Origin of the sequence: Lentzea sp. JNUCC 0626, assembly GCF_043632865.1 — a bacterium.
Taxonomy (GTDB): domain Bacteria; phylum Actinomycetota; class Actinomycetes; order Mycobacteriales; family Pseudonocardiaceae; genus Lentzea.
Map to the genome: position 1 here is coordinate 405,895 of NZ_CP171635.1, position 19,087 is coordinate 424,981.

The 19,087-nt window shown below is 70.7% G+C and carries 21 protein-coding genes; 11 read left to right on the forward strand and 10 right to left on the reverse strand.

The features are described from left to right. Positions 1 to 2 precede the first annotated feature (2 nt). On the reverse strand, positions 3 to 1,184 hold the full coding sequence (locus tag JNUCC0626_RS01930) for a hypothetical protein (RefSeq protein WP_394617881.1): 1,182 nt from the start codon (positions 1,182 to 1,184) through the stop codon (positions 3 to 5). 825 nt (positions 1,185 to 2,009) lie between these two features. Between JNUCC0626_RS01930 and JNUCC0626_RS01935 the strand changes: the two genes are divergently transcribed. Next, a complete protein-coding gene (locus JNUCC0626_RS01935; RefSeq protein ID WP_394617882.1) occupies positions 2,010 to 2,243 on the forward strand; it encodes a hypothetical protein in 234 nt (77 codons plus the stop codon). A 49-nt stretch (positions 2,244 to 2,292) separates the two neighbouring features. Here JNUCC0626_RS01935 and JNUCC0626_RS01940 read toward each other — a convergent pair whose 3' ends face one another. Then, the gene (locus JNUCC0626_RS01940; protein ID WP_394617883.1) at positions 2,293 to 2,844 is read right to left on the reverse strand and encodes a DivIVA domain-containing protein; all 552 of its coding nucleotides are present in this window, start codon (positions 2,842 to 2,844) and stop codon (positions 2,293 to 2,295) included. Between the two features lie 96 nt (positions 2,845 to 2,940). Here JNUCC0626_RS01940 and JNUCC0626_RS01945 point away from each other — a divergent pair, with 96 nt between their 5' ends. The 4 genes from JNUCC0626_RS01945 to JNUCC0626_RS01960 all read left to right on the forward strand — a co-directional run bounded on the left by JNUCC0626_RS01945 (position 2,941) and on the right by JNUCC0626_RS01960 (position 7,341). Next, positions 2,941 to 3,309, forward strand: coding sequence for a YchJ family protein (locus tag JNUCC0626_RS01945; protein WP_394617884.1), 369 nt, complete (start codon positions 2,941 to 2,943; stop codon positions 3,307 to 3,309). Further along, complete coding sequence (locus JNUCC0626_RS01950; RefSeq protein WP_394617885.1) at positions 3,306 to 3,983, forward strand: hypothetical protein; 678 nt, start codon at positions 3,306 to 3,308, stop codon at positions 3,981 to 3,983. Before JNUCC0626_RS01945 ends, JNUCC0626_RS01950 begins: the two co-directional genes overlap by 4 nt. 116 nt (positions 3,984 to 4,099) lie before the next feature. Beyond that, positions 4,100 to 6,496, forward strand: coding sequence for a hypothetical protein (locus JNUCC0626_RS01955; protein WP_394617886.1), 2,397 nt, complete (start codon positions 4,100 to 4,102; stop codon positions 6,494 to 6,496). 56 nt (positions 6,497 to 6,552) lie between these two features. After that, on the forward strand, positions 6,553 to 7,341 hold the full coding sequence (locus JNUCC0626_RS01960; RefSeq protein WP_394617887.1) for a carboxylesterase family protein: 789 nt from the start codon (positions 6,553 to 6,555) through the stop codon (positions 7,339 to 7,341). Here the strand turns inward: JNUCC0626_RS01960 and JNUCC0626_RS01965 are convergent. Beyond that, complete coding sequence (locus JNUCC0626_RS01965; RefSeq protein WP_394617888.1) at positions 7,338 to 8,342, reverse strand: GDSL-type esterase/lipase family protein; 1,005 nt, start codon at positions 8,340 to 8,342, stop codon at positions 7,338 to 7,340. The genes JNUCC0626_RS01960 and JNUCC0626_RS01965 overlap by 4 nt on opposite strands. Before the next feature lie 81 nt (positions 8,343 to 8,423). Here JNUCC0626_RS01965 and JNUCC0626_RS01970 point away from each other — a divergent pair, with 81 nt between their 5' ends. Then, a complete protein-coding gene (locus JNUCC0626_RS01970; protein WP_394617889.1) occupies positions 8,424 to 9,386 on the forward strand; it encodes a GlxA family transcriptional regulator in 963 nt (320 codons plus the stop codon). Next, on the forward strand, positions 9,386 to 10,006 hold the full coding sequence (locus tag JNUCC0626_RS01975) for a DJ-1/PfpI family protein (protein ID WP_394617890.1): 621 nt from the start codon (positions 9,386 to 9,388) through the stop codon (positions 10,004 to 10,006). Before JNUCC0626_RS01970 ends, JNUCC0626_RS01975 begins: the two co-directional genes overlap by 1 nt. On the opposite strand, the gene JNUCC0626_RS01980 is transcribed toward JNUCC0626_RS01975, so the two are convergent. Next, complete coding sequence (locus tag JNUCC0626_RS01980; protein ID WP_394617891.1) at positions 9,992 to 10,636, reverse strand: response regulator; 645 nt, start codon at positions 10,634 to 10,636, stop codon at positions 9,992 to 9,994. The genes JNUCC0626_RS01975 and JNUCC0626_RS01980 overlap by 15 nt on opposite strands. Further along, entirely contained in the window at positions 10,633 to 11,682 is a 1,050-nt protein-coding gene (locus JNUCC0626_RS01985; RefSeq protein WP_394617892.1) for a sensor histidine kinase, read from the reverse strand. Before JNUCC0626_RS01985 ends, JNUCC0626_RS01980 begins: the two co-directional genes overlap by 4 nt. Positions 11,683 to 11,781: 99 nt before the next feature. On the opposite strand from JNUCC0626_RS01985, the gene JNUCC0626_RS01990 reads away from it, so the two are divergent. Genes JNUCC0626_RS01990 through JNUCC0626_RS02000 form a run of 3 tightly spaced genes read left to right on the forward strand, consistent with a single transcriptional unit; the run spans position 11,782 to position 13,889 of the window. Then, positions 11,782 to 12,642: an ABC transporter ATP-binding protein gene (locus JNUCC0626_RS01990; RefSeq protein ID WP_394617893.1), complete on the forward strand. Its 861-nt coding sequence runs from the start codon at positions 11,782 to 11,784 to the stop codon at positions 12,640 to 12,642. Continuing rightward, the gene (locus JNUCC0626_RS01995; RefSeq protein WP_394617894.1) at positions 12,642 to 13,457 is read left to right on the forward strand and encodes an ABC transporter permease; all 816 of its coding nucleotides are present in this window, start codon (positions 12,642 to 12,644) and stop codon (positions 13,455 to 13,457) included. The genes JNUCC0626_RS01990 and JNUCC0626_RS01995 overlap by 1 nt, the downstream gene beginning before the upstream one ends. 60 nt (positions 13,458 to 13,517) lie before the next feature. Then, complete coding sequence (locus JNUCC0626_RS02000) at positions 13,518 to 13,889, forward strand: hypothetical protein (RefSeq protein WP_394617895.1); 372 nt, start codon at positions 13,518 to 13,520, stop codon at positions 13,887 to 13,889. On the opposite strand, the gene JNUCC0626_RS02005 is transcribed toward JNUCC0626_RS02000, so the two are convergent. From JNUCC0626_RS02005 to JNUCC0626_RS02020, 4 genes are read right to left on the reverse strand one after another with little or no spacing between them, the layout of a single operon-like run. After that, positions 13,808 to 14,866, reverse strand: coding sequence for a molybdopterin-dependent oxidoreductase (locus tag JNUCC0626_RS02005; protein ID WP_394617896.1), 1,059 nt, complete (start codon positions 14,864 to 14,866; stop codon positions 13,808 to 13,810). The two genes, JNUCC0626_RS02000 and JNUCC0626_RS02005, sit on opposite strands and share 82 nt — an antisense overlap. Beyond that, complete coding sequence (locus JNUCC0626_RS02010; RefSeq protein WP_394617897.1) at positions 14,863 to 15,459, reverse strand: methyltransferase domain-containing protein; 597 nt, start codon at positions 15,457 to 15,459, stop codon at positions 14,863 to 14,865. Before JNUCC0626_RS02010 ends, JNUCC0626_RS02005 begins: the two co-directional genes overlap by 4 nt. Continuing rightward, positions 15,459 to 16,112 (reverse strand): TIGR04282 family arsenosugar biosynthesis glycosyltransferase, encoded by a 654-nt coding sequence (locus tag JNUCC0626_RS02015; protein WP_394617898.1) that lies wholly within the window; start codon positions 16,110 to 16,112, stop codon positions 15,459 to 15,461. Before JNUCC0626_RS02015 ends, JNUCC0626_RS02010 begins: the two co-directional genes overlap by 1 nt. After that, positions 16,109 to 16,747, reverse strand: coding sequence for a glycosyltransferase family 2 protein (locus JNUCC0626_RS02020; protein WP_394617899.1), 639 nt, complete (start codon positions 16,745 to 16,747; stop codon positions 16,109 to 16,111). The genes JNUCC0626_RS02015 and JNUCC0626_RS02020 overlap by 4 nt, the downstream gene beginning before the upstream one ends. A gap of 121 nt (positions 16,748 to 16,868) precedes the next feature. Between JNUCC0626_RS02020 and JNUCC0626_RS02025 the strand changes: the two genes are divergently transcribed. Further along, positions 16,869 to 18,044, forward strand: a complete 1,176-nt coding sequence (locus JNUCC0626_RS02025) for a hypothetical protein (protein WP_394617900.1) — start codon at positions 16,869 to 16,871, stop codon at positions 18,042 to 18,044. On the opposite strand, the gene JNUCC0626_RS02030 is transcribed toward JNUCC0626_RS02025, so the two are convergent. Beyond that, complete coding sequence (locus tag JNUCC0626_RS02030) at positions 18,031 to 19,071, reverse strand: NAD-dependent epimerase/dehydratase family protein (protein WP_394617901.1); 1,041 nt, start codon at positions 19,069 to 19,071, stop codon at positions 18,031 to 18,033. The genes JNUCC0626_RS02025 and JNUCC0626_RS02030 overlap by 14 nt on opposite strands. Positions 19,072 to 19,087: the final 16 nt, after the last annotated feature.

Here is a 19,087-nt window from a genome sequence, read left to right on the forward strand (position 1 = left end):
GGTCAAGCTGTGCGACTCTCCAACGCGCGGAGCTGGGCGATCACGCGGTCCGCCGCGTCCAGGTCGGTCATGCCGCGGTGCGAGAGCCTGAAGATCTGCAGGAACACGGTCTCGCTGTTCAGCAGGTTCCTGGTCGACGGCGTGAGCGCGACCTGTCCGGAGGGGTGGGCCTGCTCGGGCACGGTGGTGCCGAGGCGAGCACGGTCTTCGGCTCCGGCCTCCTCCAGCAGTCTCGGCACGAACCGCTCCAGGAACTGGTGCGCGTGCAGGAGAGGGGCCACGGCTGCCGCGGAAGGCAGGGTGCCGTGCCGCACGAGGGCGTCCAGTTCGCCGTTGTGGTCGTCGATGCCCCCGGCGGCCAGGCCCTGGTCGTAGCGACTCAGGATGAACGCCCTCAGGTGCACGGTGATCCACCTGGTCACCGCGCGGTACGAAGGTTGTGGCGGGGCGGCCAGGATTCTCGGCTCTGGTGCTTCGGGGAGCTCCTGGACGTTGAGCAGCCGGACGCACGAGTCGAAGTCGGCGTGCACGATGTGGTGCGCGTCGAGCCACGCCGCCATGACGGCCACGTGGTTCGCGCTGCGGGTGCTGGCGAACGCCAGCGAGGAGGTCAGGTCTCGCCGCCTCTGCTCCTGCCGGGCGGCCTCGGTCAGCTGGGCGATCCTGGTCTGAGCCGCGACGAGTTGCACGCGCTGGCTCTCGACGACCGCGGCGCGGTCCGCGAGTTCGGCGGTGAGCCTGGCGATCTCCTTGCGCAGCGGCAGGATCGTGCTCTCGGCATCGGGAGCGGGGTGCGCGCCGGTCAGCCGCGCGTACTTCGTGGCGAAGCGCTGTTCGACGGCCTCCCGGCCGTGCTCGACGCTGCCCCTGATGATCCACGCGACCATCGACCAGGACGGCAGGTGCTTGGCCGAGCAGTTGAGCGACTCGTACAGCGCGTTCCTGACCGTGTTCGGCCTGCGGCTCGCCCAGCGGGGCAGATCCGGCTGCTCCTGGAGCCAGGTGACGAACTGGATGACGCTGTGCCGGATCGGGTGCTGGTGCAGGATCCGGCACACCTCGATGACGAACTCCTTCTCGTCCGTACCGAGCGGGCACTCCTCCTTGAAGTCCTCGAGCTTCTGCGGAAGACGGCGGCCCGGCGTGCCGGGCCGCTTCGTCTCGTCGCCGACGTGCTTGGCCATGAGTGGTTCGTGGTTCCTTGCTCCCCGACGAAGCTGGGCGGATATTCACCCGAACGGGTGGCTGGAGCACACCGGTGTTCGACGGGTCCGGAAGGCGAATGCCGGGCCGGTGTCGAATCCGGTGTGTGGTCGCGCTTTCACGGTCGTGACGTGCGACTTTTCTGTTCGGTCTGGACCGAATTGCCGGGTGGGCGCGCGGCGAATTCACCCGAAAAGCGGAGCCCTGGGTTCGCAGCCGCGGGCTCCGCTCTCGTCGAGATTCCGATGTCCGTCCTGAGTCGTGAGGAGTCGTGGCATCGGGGAATTTCCAGCGATCCGTACATTCCAGGGTCTTCCTGCTGTCGTGCAAGTGCTGTCACTCGTTCGGTGGGCCCGCAGGTCGCAGCCCGTGGCGGCGGCCTGCGCGGGGAGTGAGTCATTCCTCGCGGGCGGGACTGGGCCGGGAATGTTCGGAAATCAGGACAATCTTCGACGCCCATTGTCTGCGGGGAGTGCGGCGGCGTTAATTGCTCGGCCGGAACGCGCCTTCGTGCTGTCATGGTCGAGCTTGATGGATACTCGCCTTCAGGTCGTCATCCGGTGGATCGCAGCCCGCCGGATGAATGTCCGTCCTGAGTCACGTTGTTTGTCGAGGAGGCGGTCGAAATGTTTCATCTCAAGCGAGACAAATCGAGTGATCCGCATCACATCCGCGCAACCGGAGGAAGGAGAGGGCTTCTCAGGAAGCCACGACGGATGTTCCAGCAGAGGAGCGGGCCGCGCCGCATGCGGCCCGCTCCTGCCCGGGGCGGCGCCTGGCACGCGATCGCCGGGAGCTGGAGGGCGGTGCTGAGAACCACCGCCCTGCTGGCCGCCGCGGTCCTGCTGGCCTACGTGTCGGACGCCGCCGTGGCGTTCGGGCCGTTCGAGATCAGCGTCGCCAAGTCCTGTGAGGCTCCCGCGGTGGTGCACGTGCCCGCACCGGCACGGGAGATCGCGCCGAACGCGGGTGTCTCGGTGCGACCCGTGCCGTTCCACCAGGGAACGCGTCCGGTGGGCGTCGTGGTCATGTCGGTCTAGTCGGAATCAGGCCGGCGCCGGGAGTTCTCCGGTGCCGGCCGTTCGTCGTCTACTCGATGTGCAAGCTCTGGATCTTGGCCTCGGCGACGATGCGTTCGGCCTCGTCGCGGGCCACGTTGCGCAGTTCGGCCAACGCGCGCATGGCCTCGGCGCGGCGGGCGGACATGGCCAGGCGGAAGTCCTCGCGGATCTCCTCGCGCTTCGAAGCCGCGTGTTCGTCCAGGTCACGGGCCCGTTGCTCGGCCTCGCCCACGATCATCAACGCCTTGAGCTGGGCGTCCCTGATGACGTCGCGGCGTTCCTCCTCGGCGAGGGCGACCATGCGGGCGAGCCGTTCGGGCAGGCCCTTCGGGTCTATCGGGGTGAGGCAGATGCGGTGCAGGCCGTCCTGCAGGGCCGCGTTCTCCTCCTGCACGGTGATCAGCCTGGCGGCCAGTGCCTCCGCGCGGGCTTCCGACGCGTCGCGGTCGGCGGTGACCAGGCGAAGCTCGGCCTCCAGTTCGGCGACGTAGTCGTCCACCTCGTCACGGTCGTAGCCGCGCCAGCGCAGCCCGAACCACGTGCGCAGCGGTACGAGCTCTGTCCTGCTGTCGACGCTCACGTTCTGCCTCCTCTGCCTCCCGCGAGTCAGTCCTGCCAAGGGGTACGTACGGAGCAGTGCATCGGTTCTAACGGGATTACCAGGCACAATGTCGGCGTGAACAACAAACTGTGTCCCTGCGGCACCGGCGGGTCCTATGTGGAGTGCTGCGGCGCGCTGCATTCGGGCGCGCGCAAGGCGGCCACCGCGGAGCAGCTGATGCGGTCCCGGTACAGCGCTTTCGCGGTGCACGACGAGGACTACCTGCTGCGCACGTGGGCCACCCGGCACCGGCCGTCGACCGCCGGGGTCGACTCGACGGACCGCTGGTTGAAGCTCGAAGTGCTGGCCACGGAGAACGGCGGGTTGCTGCAGAACGAGGGCGTCGTGGAGTTCCGCGCGCACTACGTCGGAGGCATCGTGCACGAGCGCAGCAAGTTCGTCCGGGAGAACGGCCAGTGGGTGTACCTGGAGGGGCAGGAATGAGCACCGTCAAGGTCGCGAGCAGGTTCAACGGGCCGCCCGGCATGGGCAACGGCGGATATTCGGCGGGCCTGCTCGCCGCGCACGTCGACGCCCGCGCGGTGAGCGTCCGGCTGCGCAAGCCCGTGCCGCTCGACCGCGACCTGGAGGTCCGCGGCGGAGACCTGCTCGACGGCGACGTCGTGATCGCCTCGGCCGAGCCCGCGATGCTCGACCTGGAGGTTCCGGACGCGCCGACGCTCGAAGAGGCGCTCAAGGCGTCCGCGCAGGTGCCGTGGCGCGACCGGCACCCGTTCCCGACGTGCTTCGGCTGCGGCCCGGACCGCGAGGACGGCATCGCCGCGCTGCTCGGCCCGCTGGAAGGCCGCCGCGAGTGGGCGGGCGTCTGGCGGCCGTCCGAGGTCCTGCCGAACGACGGCGTCAGCGTGCTGCCGGAGATCGTCTGGGCCGCGCTCGACTGCCCTTCCGCGCAACCCGTGGCCCCGGACGGCGGCCCGGCGTTCGTGCTCGGCACGTTCGTCGCCCAGGTCGAGCAGCCGGTGAAACTGGGCGTGGACCACGTGCTGCTGGCGTGGGAACTTGGCAAGGAAGGGCGCAAGGCCTACTCCGCGTCCGCGATCGTCGGGCCTGACGGAGTGTGCGGACGAGCACGGGCCGTGTGGGTCTCGATCGGATGAGATCAAATAACCCGACTGGGTGAGACGGATGCGCTGCGTCTTGATAGCGTGCACGACCGTTGCCCGATTACACCGAAAGGGCGAGTGACCGGGATGGCACGGAGGTGATCAGGCGCTTGTTGGGCCGACGTGCCGCCGCCCAAGGCGAGCAGCAACCACAGATCCAGCAGACCCAGCAGAGTTCTGGCCAGAGCGTTTTCGGGGTGCAGACCATCACGAGCACTGATCAGGACCAGGATCTGTACGCCGTCGAGCAGCCCCCGGCAGCAGCGCCGCCGCCGGAGCCGGTGCCCCAGAGAACGCCGTTCGCGGCCAACCTCGTGGGCGCCACGCTCGTTGTTTCCGCTCCGGAAGGCCCCAGTCAGGGCGCCACGGGCCTCGCCCGCGCGTTGCCCGCGGACACCGGCCGGACCGTTGTCGTGGTCGACTTCCCGAGCGGAGACCAGAGCACTTTCTGGCCGCACGTCGTGACGGCGTTGCACGGCCGTGGGCCCATCCGGCTCGCGGTGTCGCACGCCGGCACGATGCGGCCGACCGCACCCGCGCAGTGGCTCGCCGAGCAGCTGCAGGCCGAGGTCGTCGCGCCGGACGGCGTGCTGACCACCGTGCCCGGCGCCGCGTTCGTCGTCGGCACCCAGGGCTACGGCAGCTGGGTGCGGTTCCAGCCGAACGCGTCCCCGATGCCGTTCGGCCGCCGCTTCCCGGTGCCGCAGTGGGAGGCGATGGACCCGAACTCGCCGTGGCCCACGGGCGAGATCGGGATCTCCGAACCCATCCCGAGCGGCATGTGGCTGCGCGCGCAGGTGCCGCCGTTCGACCCGGCCGCCCAGGACTCGCGGCCGATCGTGGCGCTGCCGTGCCGCGACAACGTGCTGACGCTCGTCGTCGGCGGTCCCGGCCAGTCGGCGATCCCGATCGACGAGGTGTGCCGTCTGCTCACCGCGCTGCCCCAGGCGGCCCGGTCGCGCGTGCGGCTCGTCCCGTACGGCATCGACGCCTCGATCGGCAGCCTCGTCGCGGACGAGATCGGCGAGCCGATCGCCATGTTCACCGGCCTCCCGGTCGGCAACCTGCGCTCCGGCGGTCCCGCGGTGATCGCGGTCGACCCGCGCGGCCAGCAGACCTGGCGGCCGTTCGTCACCGAGGTCCTGTGCCTGCCGAACGAGTCGGTGCCCGTCGTGTCCGGCTACCGGGCGCCCGTGCAGGGCCTCAACGAGGTCTCGCCCGGCGTGTTCGCGCTCGGCGACGGCGTGGTGCTGGAGGTCGTTCCCTCCGGTCTGTGGGTGCGCGAGCAGGACGAGCCGTACAACGCGGCCGAGGTGCGCACGCAGCCGTTGGACCCGGAGTGGGCGCGTCTGACCGTGGGCACGCCGGGACGCACGACGCCCGGTGCGGTCGCTGTGCACGGCGCTGCTCTCGTGGAACGCCTGGAGCCCGAGGTGCGCAAGCTGCTGCGTCTCGTGTTCTGCGACTCGAAGGTCACCGCACCGCCGCCCCCGCCGCCTCCCGCCCCGGAACCCGTGAGCACCTCGGCGCACGCGTTGACGAGGCGTGACTCGTCGGACAACGGCTCGGGCTTCTTCACGCCCGTCACCCCGGCCGAGTCCGGTCCCGCCTACGCCTCGATCAGCGCCGGTCCGGCGATCGCGAAGGTCACCTCGCACGCGCTGGACGACCCGGACGAGGCCGCGTTCCCGTCCGACGACCCGGACTCCGCCCCGATCCGCTTCCGCGTCGACGGCCCGCTGCCGTTGCAGCCGCTGGCGATGTGGGAGGTGCCGCCGGAGGACGACGGCGAGCGCGAGACGATCGCCCGCGAACACAGCAGCTCGGACGCGGAACGTGACACGGTCCGGCGCGCGCTCGGTGAGCGTTACGGCGTGCACGCGGCGACGGTGGTCCGCCTGCTCTCCCAACGTCCGGACGCCGAGGAGGACCCGGCCGCGTTCGAGGCCACGGTCACCGACCTCACGGCGTTGCTGGCGTGCGTGTCGCAGGACGAGGACATGGTCGTCGAAACGCTCCGCATGGGACGCCTGGGCCGCCTGCGCCCGTACGTCGCGTGTATCGTCTCGGGCCTGAACCGCCTGCCCGTGCACGGCGGCGTGGCGACGGTGTGGGGCGTCAGCGGCCCGACCGGCCCGCGCCGCTACCGCAGCGGCGACGTCCTGGTCGACCACGGCCTGATCGACGCCGTCGCGAACCCGTCACAACGCATCGAGGGCGTCACCGAGTACCTGATCTGGTCCGTCACCGGCCGCCGGGTCGAGGTGTCGGACCGCGTCACCGTGTCCACCGAGGAACGCGTGGTCTTCGCACCCGGCACGCCGTTCCGGGTGCTGGCGGTCGCCGACGCCGAGGGTGATCACCCGCAGCAGGTGCTGCTGCAGGAGATGGCCGGAACGGCGGCGGACCAGGAGATCGCGGGGATGCGCCCGAGCGTGCTGGCGCAGTTGGAACGGGCGGGCGCGAACCTGCGCGTGCTGCCGTTCTCGCACCAGGTGACGGCCTGAACCTCGGCATCCGCTACGCCGAACCCGCGGTCGGCTCGCTCCGCCTCCACCCACCGGTGGACTGCGACGGCGAGCCGACCGGCGCGTTCGGCGACTCGCACACGCTGAACGTCTGGTCCACTGTGGACTCGGGCGGTCCCGTGCTGGTGTGGGTCCACGGCGGCGCGAACACCGTCGGCTCCTCGTCGCAACCGGAGTACGCGGGGGATGTGCTCGCGTCTCTCGGCATCGTGTTCGTCAGCTGCAACTACCGGCTCGCCGTGGACGGATACGGTGCGCTGGAAGGGGTTCAGCACAACCGGGGGCTGCTCGACGTCGTGTCGGCGTTGCGGTGGGTGCAGCGCAACATCGCCCGGTACGGGGGAGATCCCTACAACGTCACCGTCGCCGGCCAGTCGTCCGGGGCGCAGACCGTCGCGAGCCTGATGGTGATGCCGTCGGCCGCCGGTCTGCTCCACAAGGCGATCGTGCACAGCCTCGCAGGGCGGTTCTTCACGCCTCAAGAAGCCGTCGAGGTGCAGCGCGCCGCCGATCCGGATGTCGTGCTGTACCAACCGATCGTGGACGGCGACACGCTCCCGCGCAGCCCGTTGGAAGGTCCGTACGACGTCGAGCTGATGGTGTGCCACACGGCCGACGAGGACGTGGACCTGTTCCAGCGCCCCACGATGAGGCTCGCCGACGAGCACCGCGGCGCGTTCCGGTCGATCTACGCCCGGCATCCCGCACACCACGGAGCGGACGTCCCGGACATGTTCCGCGGTGACATCGCCGAGGCGTGGGCGGCGTTCGCGCGCACGGGCAAGCCAGGCTGGGATCGTGACGAGCTCAAGCTCTGGGTCTAGCTTTCAGTCGTGAGCCCGAGCGAGCCGTCCAGCTTCGGCACGCACGCCCCGTCCCGCTTCTCCGACGCCAGGAACTCGCTCAGGCACCGCGCGATCTGCGCGTGCCCGCGGGCGTTGGGGTGGAACGACTCCTGCAACGCGTGCGAGGCGCGCCGCTCGTCCCGCAGCCCCTCCCAGTCGACCGACAGCCGGGTGAACCACTCCGTCGACGGGTCGTCGCCGCCCACGCACGCCTCGTGGCCCTCCCCGGCGCGGGCCAGGTCGAGGAACCGGGCGTTGACCTTGCCCGCCGCCGTGCGCAGGCCGTTCGACAGCTCCGGCACCGCCTCCTCGACGACCCACTGCAGGTCGGAGGTGCGCAACGGGCAACCGGACAGGTTCTGCAGCGAACGCGGCATCTTCGGCGACACCGGGGCCGCGTAGGACTGCACGACCAGCTGGTACGACGAGTCGAGGTAGCCGGAGTCGCGCATGGTCTGGCGGATGGCGTTCAGGGTGTTCTCGACCTTGGGGATCATCCGCTTGACGCGCTTGGTCCACTCCGGCGCGACGGACGACGTGCAGTCGCTGCGCTTGCCCCACGCCTCGAAGCACTTGTTGAGGATCTCGGAGAAGCGCGGGTCGTCGTTCGCGCCGATGGCCACGACGATCGCGACGACCTGGTTCGCGCCCGCGAGCTGGCGCAACCGGGGCAGCTGCTCGTTGCGCAGCTTGTCGGAGTTGGCGCCCGAGCAGGCCAGGTTGATCTTCTGGTCGGCCTGGAACTCGGTGTGCAGGATCTCGGCGGCGCGCGAGCGGTGGCACCAGTTGCCGCCCTCTTCGCCGTCGGTGCCCGGCTCGTAGTCGCCCGCGCCCTCGCCCGACATCGTGCTGTCGCCGAGCGCCACGACCGCGGTGCGGGTCTCGCGGTCCGGTTCGGAGGGCGGTGGGAACACGTGGTCGCTCACGACCAGCAGGATCGTGAGCACGCCGATCGCACCGAGATAGAGCAGTTTGCGCATCGCGCACCAGTTTACGGGGGTGGCCGAATGCGAGGGAGATGTGGCGTTGCCGCCTCAGCCGGGGATGGGGAAAGTGGAGGTGTGGGGAATCCGAGGGAAATAGTCGTCGTCGGGTACGACCGCACGGCGTTGCTGGACCTGGCGGGACCGATCGAGGTGTTCGCCGCCGCGAACTACGTCGAGGAGCGCTACCAGGTCACCGTCGCGACGCTGGGGGGAGAGCCGTTCGTCGCGACGGCGGGCGTGCGCATCGAGGCCGGGGCCGACCTGCGCACCCTCGACCGTCCGATCGACACGCTGCTCGTCGTGGGCGGCTGGGGGTACGACGAGGCCGCGGCCGACGCGGTGCTCACGACGAACCTGCGGCGCCTGGCGTTGCGCTCACGCAGGGTCGCGGGTGTCTGCACGGGCGCCGTGGTGCTGGCCGGGGCCGGGCTGCTCGACGGCAAGCGCGCCACGACGCACTGGGCGTTCACCGGTGAGCTCGAGAACCGGGGCGTCGAGGTGGAGCCGGACGCGATCTTCGTGTGCGACGGCCAGGTGGCCACGTCGGCGGGCGTGACGGCGGGCATCGATCTCGCGCTCGCCATGGTGGAGCAGGACCACGGGCCCGCGCTGGCCCGCAAGATCGCGCAGTACCTGGTCGTCTTCCTGCAACGCTCCGGCGGCCAGTCGCAGTTCAGCGTCCACACCCGCGCGAAGCCGGTGAAGGACGGCTCGCTGCGCGCGTTGCTGGACGACATCCACGCCGATCCGACGCGGGAGTGGACGGTGCCGGTCATGGCCCGCAAGGCCATGATGAGCGTGCGGCACTTCGCCCGCGTGTTCTCCCGCAGCGTGGGCACCTCGCCCGCGCAGTACGTCGAACGTGCCCGCGTCGAGGCCGCCGCCGACCGGCTGGCGAGCACCGGCGACTCGCTCGACCTCGTCGCACGACAGTCCGGTTTCGGCTCGGCCGAGACCCTGCGACGGGCCTTCCTGCGCGTGCTCGGCGTGTCGCCGGGCAGCTACCGCGCCCGCTTCCGGACCACTGGGGTTGCCTGATGGACGCCACTTTCGTGCTCTACCCGAACATGACCTCGCTCGACTTCGTCGGCCCGATGGAGGTGATCGCCAGCGTGCCGGTCGTCACCGCCCGGTTCGTCGCGGCGACGCTGGACCCGGTGAGGTCCGACAACGGGTTGATCGTGACGCCGACCGACACGTTCGACTCGCTGAAGTCCACCGACATCGTCGTGGTGCCGGGGTCGGGGCACTGGAAGGAACTGCTGAAGGACTCCGGCGGCGTCGTCGAGTGGCTGCGCGAGGTGCATCCGACGACGAAGTGGACGACGTCGGTGTGCACGGGGTCGACGTTGCTCGCCGAGGCCGGGCTGGTGTCGAAGGCGACGACGCACTGGGCCGCGCGCGAGGACCTGGAGGTGCGCGGGGTCGAGGTGTCGACGGACCGGGTCGTGTTCGACGGCAAGGTCGTCACCGGCGCGGGCGTGTCGGCGGGCATCGACATGGCGTTGCGGCTGGTCGAGGCCGAGTTCGGCGAGGTGGTGGCGCAGGCCGTGCAGGTCGGCATCGAGTACGACCCGCAGCCGCCGCGCTCCTACGACTCGATCCCGCCCGAGATCGCCCTGGGCCTCAGGCAGGCCTTCGAATCAAGTCAGGCCTGACTGGACGGCGAACACCACGAGCTGGGCGCGGTCGCGTGCGCCCAGCTTCACCATCGCCCGCGACACGTGCGTGCGGACCGTCGCGGGCGAGATGACCAGCACGGCGGCGATCTCGTCGTTGGACGCGCCGGACGCCACGTGCCGCATGATCTCCCGCTCGCGTTCGGTGAGCTTGTCGAGGTGCGGCACCGGGCGGGCGGAGGCGCCGGACGCGAACCGCTCGATCACCCGGCGCGTGACGGACGGCGAGAGCAGCGACCCGCCGTCGGCGACCACGTGCACGGCCCTGAGCAGGTCCGTCGGGTCGGAGTCCTTGACCAGGAACCCGGACGCGCCGGTGCGCAGCGCCTCGAACACGTACTCGTCGAGGTCGAACGTCGTGAGCATGACGATCCTGACCTCGGCCAGGTCGGGGTTCGCGCTGACCCGCCGGAGCACCTCCAGGCCGTCCATCAACGGCATGCGGATGTCGAGGAACACCACGTCCGGTTTCGTGGCCTGGATCAGCCCGAGCGCTTCGCGGCCGTCGGCTGCCTCGCCGGCGAACTGGACGCCGTCCTCGGTCTCGATCAACGTCCGCAGTCCCATCCGGACCAGCGGCTGGTCGTCGGCCACCACCACGCGAATCATGACGGCAACGGTATCCGGGCGATCACCGCGAAGCCGTGCGCTCCGCTGACTTCGAGCGTGCCGCCCAGCTGTTCCGCGCGTGACCGCATGCCCGTGATGCCGTGGCCCTCGACGAACGCGGCGGGCGCGCCGGTGTCGGTGACGTGCACGACCAGTTCCCCGCGCACGGTGTAGACCTTGACCGTCGCCGTGACGCCGGGGTTCGAGTGCCGCAGCACGTTGGTGAGCGACTCCTGCACGATCCGGTAGACCGCGAGCTGGTAGGTGTCGGGCAGGTCGACGTCCTCGATCTCCGTCGACACCTCGAGTCCCGCCTCGCGCATCCTCGCGGCCAGGGGCGGGATGTCGGCGAGGGTGATCGTCGGGGTGAGGGGAGCGCTGCCGCGCAGGGTGTCCAATTCGGACCGGAGCCCTTCCAGCGCTTCCTTCGACGTGGCGCGGATGGCTTCGAGTGACGCTCTGGCCTTGGCCGGGTCCTTGTCGAGGACGTAGAGGGCGACTCCGGCCTGCATGGCGATCACGGAGAGCCCGTGGCCGACGACGTCGTGGACCTCCTGGGCGAGCCGCAGCCGTTCGGAGATCACCGCCCGCTCGCGAACGTCCACAACGGACTTGCGGCGCAGCCTCCTCAGCACACCCGCCGCCGCGGGCAGCAGGATCCAGCCCGCCGCCCAAGTGATCCACGAAGTGATCGAGTCGTTCCACCACGGCAGAATCGCGAGCGCGTAGACCAGGGCGCTGGCGGCGGCGAGTTCGATGCGGGCGTACACCGCCACCGCGTACATCGCCGCGACCCCGCTCATCAGGATCGGGCCGAACGGGTAGCCCTGCGCCAGGTAGACGGTGATGGCCACCGTCGTGATCCCGACCGTCCACAGCGGACGCGCGGTGCGGAACAGCAGGCCGCTCGCCGCCACCGTGATCAGCAGGTAGGCGAAGACGTCGGGGGAGACCGCGTTCTGCAGGAGCGCGGCGAACCGCGTCCCGCCGAGGCCGAAGACGAGCAGGGCCACCGTGATGACGATGTCCTGCCATTTGATCCGCATGGTCCTGACCATACGACCGGGCGCGTACGCAGATGTGCGTATCTTCATGACGCTCCGGAGCGGACGACCTTCTGCTGTGGCGCGGCCAGTGTTGTCGGCATGATCGTGACGACGGAGAAGCTGACGAAGCGCTACGGCGACCGCGCCGTGGTGGACGAGGTCAGTCTGTCCGTGCGGCGGGGCGAGGTCTACGGGTTCCTCGGCCCCAACGGCGCGGGCAAGACGACCACGATCCGCATGCTGCTGGGGCTGGTGAAGCCGACCAGTGGAACTGCCCGCGTCCTGGGTGAGGCGCCGGGCACGCCCAAGGCGTTGCTCAAGGTCGGGTCGCTGATCGAGGGGCCCGGCTTCTACCCCTACCTGTCCGGCCGCGACAACCTGCGCGTGCACGCGTCGCGGCGTGGTGTGCGTGCCAGCGAGGTCGAGGCCGCATTGGAACAGGTCGACCTGACGGGCGCGGCGGGGGAGAAGTTCCGCCGCTACTCGCTCGGCATGAAGCAACGGCTCGGCGTCGCCGCGGCGTTGCTCGGGCAGCCCGAACTGCTGATCCTCGACGAGCCGACCAACGGCCTCGACCCGGCGGGCATGGCCGACATGCGCGACCTGGTGCGCGCGTTGGCCGCGCAGGGCCAGACGGTGCTGCTGTCGAGCCACCTGCTCGGCGAGGTCGAGGAGATCTGCGACCGGGTGGGGGTGATCTCGGGCGGGAAGCTGGTGGCCGAGTCGACCGTCGAACAGCTACGCGGCGACACGGTGCTGCTGATCCGCGCGGACCCGCTGGAGAAGGCGCTGGTGCTGATCGAGGGCAGCACGCGGCACGGCGACGTGCTGCACGTGCGGGAGACGGACGCGGGCGCCCTGGTGCGTGCCCTGGTGGCGGCCGACGTGGACGTGCAGGAGGTCCGGCCGCTGCGCCGGACGTTGGAAGAGGTCTTCTTCGAGATGACGGGAGCGGCGTGATGGGCAGCGTGAAGGCGGAGCTGCTCCGCCTGTGGAAGTGGCCGGCGACGTGGGTGCTGATCGGCGTCTGGCTGGTGATGACGCTGACGTTCGGCTACGTGTTCAACTACCTGGCGTTGGAAGGCGGCACGAACACGCGCGGGATGTCCCAGCAGCAGCTGATCAGCGCGATGCAACCGGAGAACGTGGGCGTGGCCGTCGTGCGCGGCCTGCCGATGTTCGGTGGCGCGATCATCCTGGTGCTGGCGGCGTTGGCGGTCGGCAGCGGCTACGGCTGGGGCACCTGGAAGACCACGCTGACCGCCGGTCCGCGCCGGGTGTCGGCGATGGCGGGCACCCTGGGCGCGTTGGCGGTCGTCGTGGTCCTGCTGGTGGCGTTGACGTTCGTGGTGAACCTCAGCGCTGCCGTGGTGATCGCTTCCGTGGAGGGCTGGGACTGGAGCCTGCCGGGGTGGGGCGTGTTCGAGGCGTTGGGCGCGTCACTGCTGATCGCCGCCATGTGGACGGGCTTCGGGGTGTTCCTCGGCGTCGTCACCAAGGGCCCCGCGCTGGCCGTCGGGCTCGGGTTGATGTGGGCGATCGTGACGGAGAACCTGTTGCGGGGCGTGGGTTCCCTGCTCGGCCCCGTCGAGTCGCTGACCGAGGTGCTGCCCGGTGGTTCGGCCGGCAACCTCGCCGGGGCCGTCGGCGGATCGGGTGCTCCGGGCGTCCTGACCTCTTTGAGCGGCACCACCGCCGCGCTGTTCCTCGCCGGGTACGTGGTGGTGTTCGTGGGTGCGGCGACGGTGCTGAAGGTGCGCCGCGACCTCGTATAGGGCCACCGACGCCCAGACGACGGCGAGCGCGACCGCGACTCCGGTGGGGTAGTCGCGGTCGTGCAGGCCCGGGTTGGCCGGGCCGCTGTGCTCGCGCCAGAGCAGCGGGACGGCTACGAGCGTGAGGACGCCGCTGACGGCCAGGCCGATGCCGATGGACGGGCGTTTGACCACGAAGCCGGACATGCCGACGAGTGGGGCGATCAGGAAGTCGTGCAGCACCACGCCGCCGCCGAGCCAGAGCAGGAGTTCGAGGGTGACCTGGGGGAGCAGGAGCCACGCGCCCCAGGCACCCAGGGCCACGCCGGCCACGCCGATCGCGACCCTCGTGGTGAAGACAGCCGGGTTGCTCATGCCCGCACCTCCAGCGACGTGACCCACTTCGTCTGCAACACCCCTGGCCTGTTCGGCGCGATCAACCGGCACGGGTAGCCGTGGTCCGGCGTCAGCTCCTCCCCGTCGAGCCGCAGCGCCAGCAACGTCAACGGGTCCCGCGCGAACGACTCCGGCAACGTCGTCGCCCGGTACAGCCCGTCCTTCTCCAGCGACTCGACCCGCACGTCCCCTCCGCTCACCAGGTCACGCACTCGCACCCCGGTCCACGTGGCGTTCTGACTCCACCCCTCGACGCACGCGATCGGCAGTTCGACCGTCGTCTGCGGCATGGCTTGCAGGTCCTTGAGCGAGTAGGTCCGGCCACCGGCCGTCAGCTTCCAGTCCGGGGGCACGACGATGTTGGCGGCCTTGGCCGTCCGGTTGACCGGCAGCGCGTCGCCCGACCGCCACGCCAGCACCGACACCTTGCGCAGCCACGGCACCGTGACCCCGGCCGTCGCGACCACCGCGACGCCGGTCGTGAGCGCGGTGGTCCGCAGGAAAGCCCTGCGCGACAACACGGTCCGCTCCTCCGACTGCGGTTCCAGCGTCCGGCGGATCGCCGGGATCTTCACGGCGATGTGCACGAGCATCGCCCCGATCGCGATCCACGCCACCGCGTAGTGCGCCGTCGGGAAGTAGAACGACCACGGGTAGTTCTGCGCCGCGTTGAACAGCCCCGTCACGAGCTCGAAGAACGACGCCCCGAGCAACACGAAGATCGACGCGCGCTCCAGGGCGTGCGGCACCGACCTGACCAGCGGCCGGTCGAACAGCTTCGGGTAGACGCTCCACAACTTGGCCAGCAGCAACGGGATCGCCGCCACCCCGGAGATCACGTGCACTCCCTGCGTGACCCGGTAGAGCCCGGCCGGACGCGTCGGCCACGGCCACTCGTGCTGGATGCCGTGACTGATCAGCCCGGTCACGAAGCACAACCCGAACGCGATGCCGAGCCACGTGCCGACCCGGCTGGTCACGCCGGGGTGGTGCGCGGGCGCCTTGAAGACCGGGAGTTTCAGGGGACGTTTCACAGCCGCTCCCAGCACGCGAACCAGCGCCCGGCCCGTTCCACCTGCCACAGCAGGAAGAACCCGTCCGCCGCCACCGACTCCGCGTCACTCCACGCCCACGGGAACCGCTGCCCGCAGGTGTCGGCGGTCCGCACCCGAGCCAGCCCGACCGTGAGACCGGACCCCGGCGGCTCCACCTCGACGACCACCGTCCCGCTGGGCCCGAGCAACCGGCGAACGCGCCGCAACAACGCCGCCGGATCACCGCCGATGCCGATGTTGCCGTCGGCCAGCAACACGTGCCGCCACCGCCCTTCACCGGGCAGCGGCCCGAAGACGTCACGCCGGATCGCCACGCCACCCCGCGCCGTGGTGCGCCGGACCGCCTCGGGCGAGACGTCGACGCCCAGCGCGTGCACGCCGCGGGACAGCAGCGCGGTGACCAGACGGCCGGGTCCGCAGCCGACGTCGAGGGTGGGGCCGGCGCAGGCGTCGAGGAGGACCGCGTCGCCGTCGTCGGCGTCGGCCTGCCAGCGGGCGACGCTGAGTTCGCGCGAGGTGACGCCGGGGAGGTCGAGCCAGCTGGGACGGCCGCGCAAGGCCTGGTCGAACATCACGACGTCACCGCCGTGATCCCGAGCAACGTGGCGGCGAACCGGCTGCCTGGCACCTGCCCCGCGACGAGTCGCGCGTCCTCGATCGTGTCCACATCGGACAGCGTCGGCAGCATCCGCACCTCGTCGTCCCGCAACCTCTCCGGGCCTTGCAACGCCTCCAACGTCCGCGCCCCGGTATCCGACCGCGACATCGGCACGTCCCGCAGCACCGACGCCCGCAGCGGGTCCCGCAGCCCGAGCGCCCACCACCCGCCGTCCGCCGCGAACCCCAGAGCCGCCTCCCCGAACTCGCCGCACGACTCCAGCAGCGACGGCGTCACCTGCGGCGTGTCCATCCCGATCTGCAACACCGGCATCCGGAACCGCGCCACGTCGGCGTGCGCGTGCACCAGCCGCGAAGCGAACGTGTCGCCCCGCTGCGGGATCACCACGCACTCGGCCAGCGCGTCCCGGACGTCCTCGCGGCGCACCACCCCCGCCAGCGCCACCACCGGCACGGCACCCGGCGTGTCGAGAGCGGCCGACAGCGTGTCGAGCAGCGAGGCCGCCGCCACGTCCGCCGCCTCCTCGGGCGACAACGGCGGGCACAGGCGGGTCTTCACCTCGCCCGGCACCGGGGACTTGGCCATGATCAGCAGGCAGAACCTCATCGCAGCACCCCCGCCATGTCCCGGGCGGCGCGCATCGTGCCGCGCACCGAGCCCGACACCTTCGAGCGCGTGCCGGCCGCGCGGGCCCGGTAGGTCACGTCCACCTCGTGCACGCGCCACCCGGCGGCGGCCGCGCGCACCAGGAGTTCCAGGGGATAGCCGAACGCGCGGTCCTGGACGTCCAACGCCAGCAACGCTTCCCGGCGGCAGACGCGCAACGGCGCGATGTCGTGCACGGCCAAACCTCTGCGCCGCAACAAGGTGGCGATCACGGCGTTGCCCGCCCGCGCGTGCCACGGCCAAACGCTTGCGTGCACGGGTCGGCGCCGGCCGACAACCAGGTCGGCATCGGAAAGAAGGTCCGCCATCGCGGGGAGTTCGGCCAGGTCGAGGGAACCGTCCGCGTCGGCGAACGCCACCAATTCCGAGGTGGCCGCGAGCAGACCGGTGTGCACGGCGGCGCCGTAGCCGCGGCGGGGCTCGTGCACGACGAGCGCGCCGCACGCGGCGGCCACCTCGGGCGAGCCGTCGGTGGATCCGTTGTCCACGACGATCGCGCGGTGGCCGGGAGGCAGGGAGGCGAGGACCGCGGGCAGTGCGGCGGCCTCGTCCAGGCAGGGCAACACGACATCCATGGGTCCACCTTGGACCAAGGGAAAGTGTTGTGGTGCTTACGGAATTGTGACGCACGAAAGAGTTCTTACGATTGTCTTGCGAGCCCGGCGGGCATCCGGCGGACCCCCTAGGTTGGGCGCGGTGCGTCTCGTCATCGCAGGGCTGCTCGTCGCTGCCGCCATCATCATCGGGGTCGTCGTCAACGTCAACGACCCCGGAATCCTGTTCGCCGCCGCGGCACCGCTGTTCGGCGACTGGCAACCCCACGTAGGCCCCGGCACGCCTGCCGCGATCCTGATCGCGGTCCTCGTCGTGACCAAGGGACCCGAGCTGGCACGGCACAGGTTCGCGCTGCCGATCGCGTACGCGACCTCAGTCGCGTTCACCCTGTCGCTGGCCATGATCGACGGCTGGGGCCGGTTCGTCACCAGGCTCACGACCGACGACGAGTACCTGCACGAGGTTCCCGGCGTCACCGACATCCCGGCGATGCTCAGCACGTTCGCCCAGCGCATCCCCGACTTCCAGCCCGACTCGTGGACCACGCACGTCTCCGGACACCCGCCGGGCGCGCTGCTCACGTTCGTCGCGCTCGACCGGATCGGGCTCGGTGGGGGAGCGGTCGCGTCGTTGTTCTGCGTGCTGGTCGGCTCGCTCGCCGTGGTCGCGATTCCCAGGGCCGTCGACAACAACGCCGTGCTGCCGTTCCTCGTGCTGTTCCCCGGCGCGGTGTGGGTGGGGGCGTCGGCGGACGGCCTGTTCCTGGGCGTCGCGGCGGTCGGGATCTACCTGCTCACGCGCTGGCCGGTGCTCGGCGGCGCGGTGCTCGGCTGGTGCCTGTTCCTGTCGTACGGGCTGGTGCTGCTCGCCCCGCTCGCGCTCGTCGCCCTGGGCAAGGACTTCCGCAGGATCGGCTGGGCTGCCGCAGGCGTGCTCGCGGTCGTGGGGGCGTTCGCGATCAGCGGGTTCTGGTGGCTCGACGGCTACGAGCTCGTCAAACTCCGCTACTACCAGGGCATCGGCGACACCAGGCCGTACTGGTACTGGGTGTGGGCGAACCTCGCGGCGCTCGCGCTGGTCATCGGCCCGGCCGGGATCCAGGGGCTGCGCAGGGACAAGTGGGTGATCGGCGCGGGCGTCGCGATCCTCGCCGCCGACCTGTCGGGTCTCAGCAAGGCGGAGACCGAACGCATCTGGCTGCCGTTCGCGGTCTGGCTCCTCGTCGGCACGGCGAAGCTCGACCACCACAAGAGGTGGCTCACCGCCCAGGCCGTCACGGCCCTGGCGGTGAACCACCTGGTGCTCACGAACTGGTGACCGGCTCCCGCTGCGCGGCGAAGGCGAACTCCCGCACCCCGTCCTCGAACCCGACCTGAGCCTCGAAACCCAGCACCTCCAAGGCCTTCGCAGGTGACGCGACGACGTGCCGGACGTCGCCCGCCCGCGCCCCGCCCACGATCTCCGGCGTAGGCCCGTCGCACGCGTCGGCCAGCGCGAACGCCAGGTCGCCGATCGTGTGCGGGGTGCCGGAGCAGACGTTCACGGCCTCGAAACCAGGCCTCGGTGACGCGAGCGCCAGCGCGTTGGCCCGCGCCACGTCCGTGACGTGCACGAAGTCCCGTCGCTGCCGCCCGTCCTCCATGACCCGCGGCGCGACGCCGTTCTGCAACGCGGAACGGAAGATCGACGCCACCCCGGCGTAAGGGGTGTCGCGTGGCATCCGCGGCCCGTAGACGTTGTGGTAACGCAACGCCCACACGCTCCCGCCGGTCTGCCGCGCCCACGCCACCGCCAGGTGCTCCTGCGCCAGTTTCGTGGCGGCGTAGGTGCTGCGCGGCTCCAGCGGCGCGTCCTCGGGCACCAGTTCGGACACCACGAAGTCACCGCAGAAGCAGCGCGGCTCGTACATGCCCATCGCCACGTCGGCGGCGGTGCGTTCGGCGCGCACGATCCCGTGCGTCAGGCAGCGGTAGCGCCCCTCGCCGTAGACGACCATCGACGACGCCAGCACCAGCCGAGACACCCCCGCCCGGTGCATCTCGGCCAGCAGCACGGCCGTCCCGAGGTCGTTGTGCCGCGCGTAGGAAGGCGCGTCGAACGGGTCCACGCCGTGCCCGACCATGGCCGCCTGGTGGCACACGGCGTCCACAGTGGACAACAGTGGTCGCAGCACGTCCGGATCGGTCACGTCGCCCACGACGAGTTCGTGTTCCAGCACCGGAACGGTGCCATGTGCCTCGGGCAGCAACGCGTCGAGCACCACGCATTCGTGGCCCTGGGAGGTCAGCTCGTCCGCGACGTGCGACCCGATGAACCCGGCCCCGCCGGTGATCAGTACTCGCATGAACCGACCGTAGGGC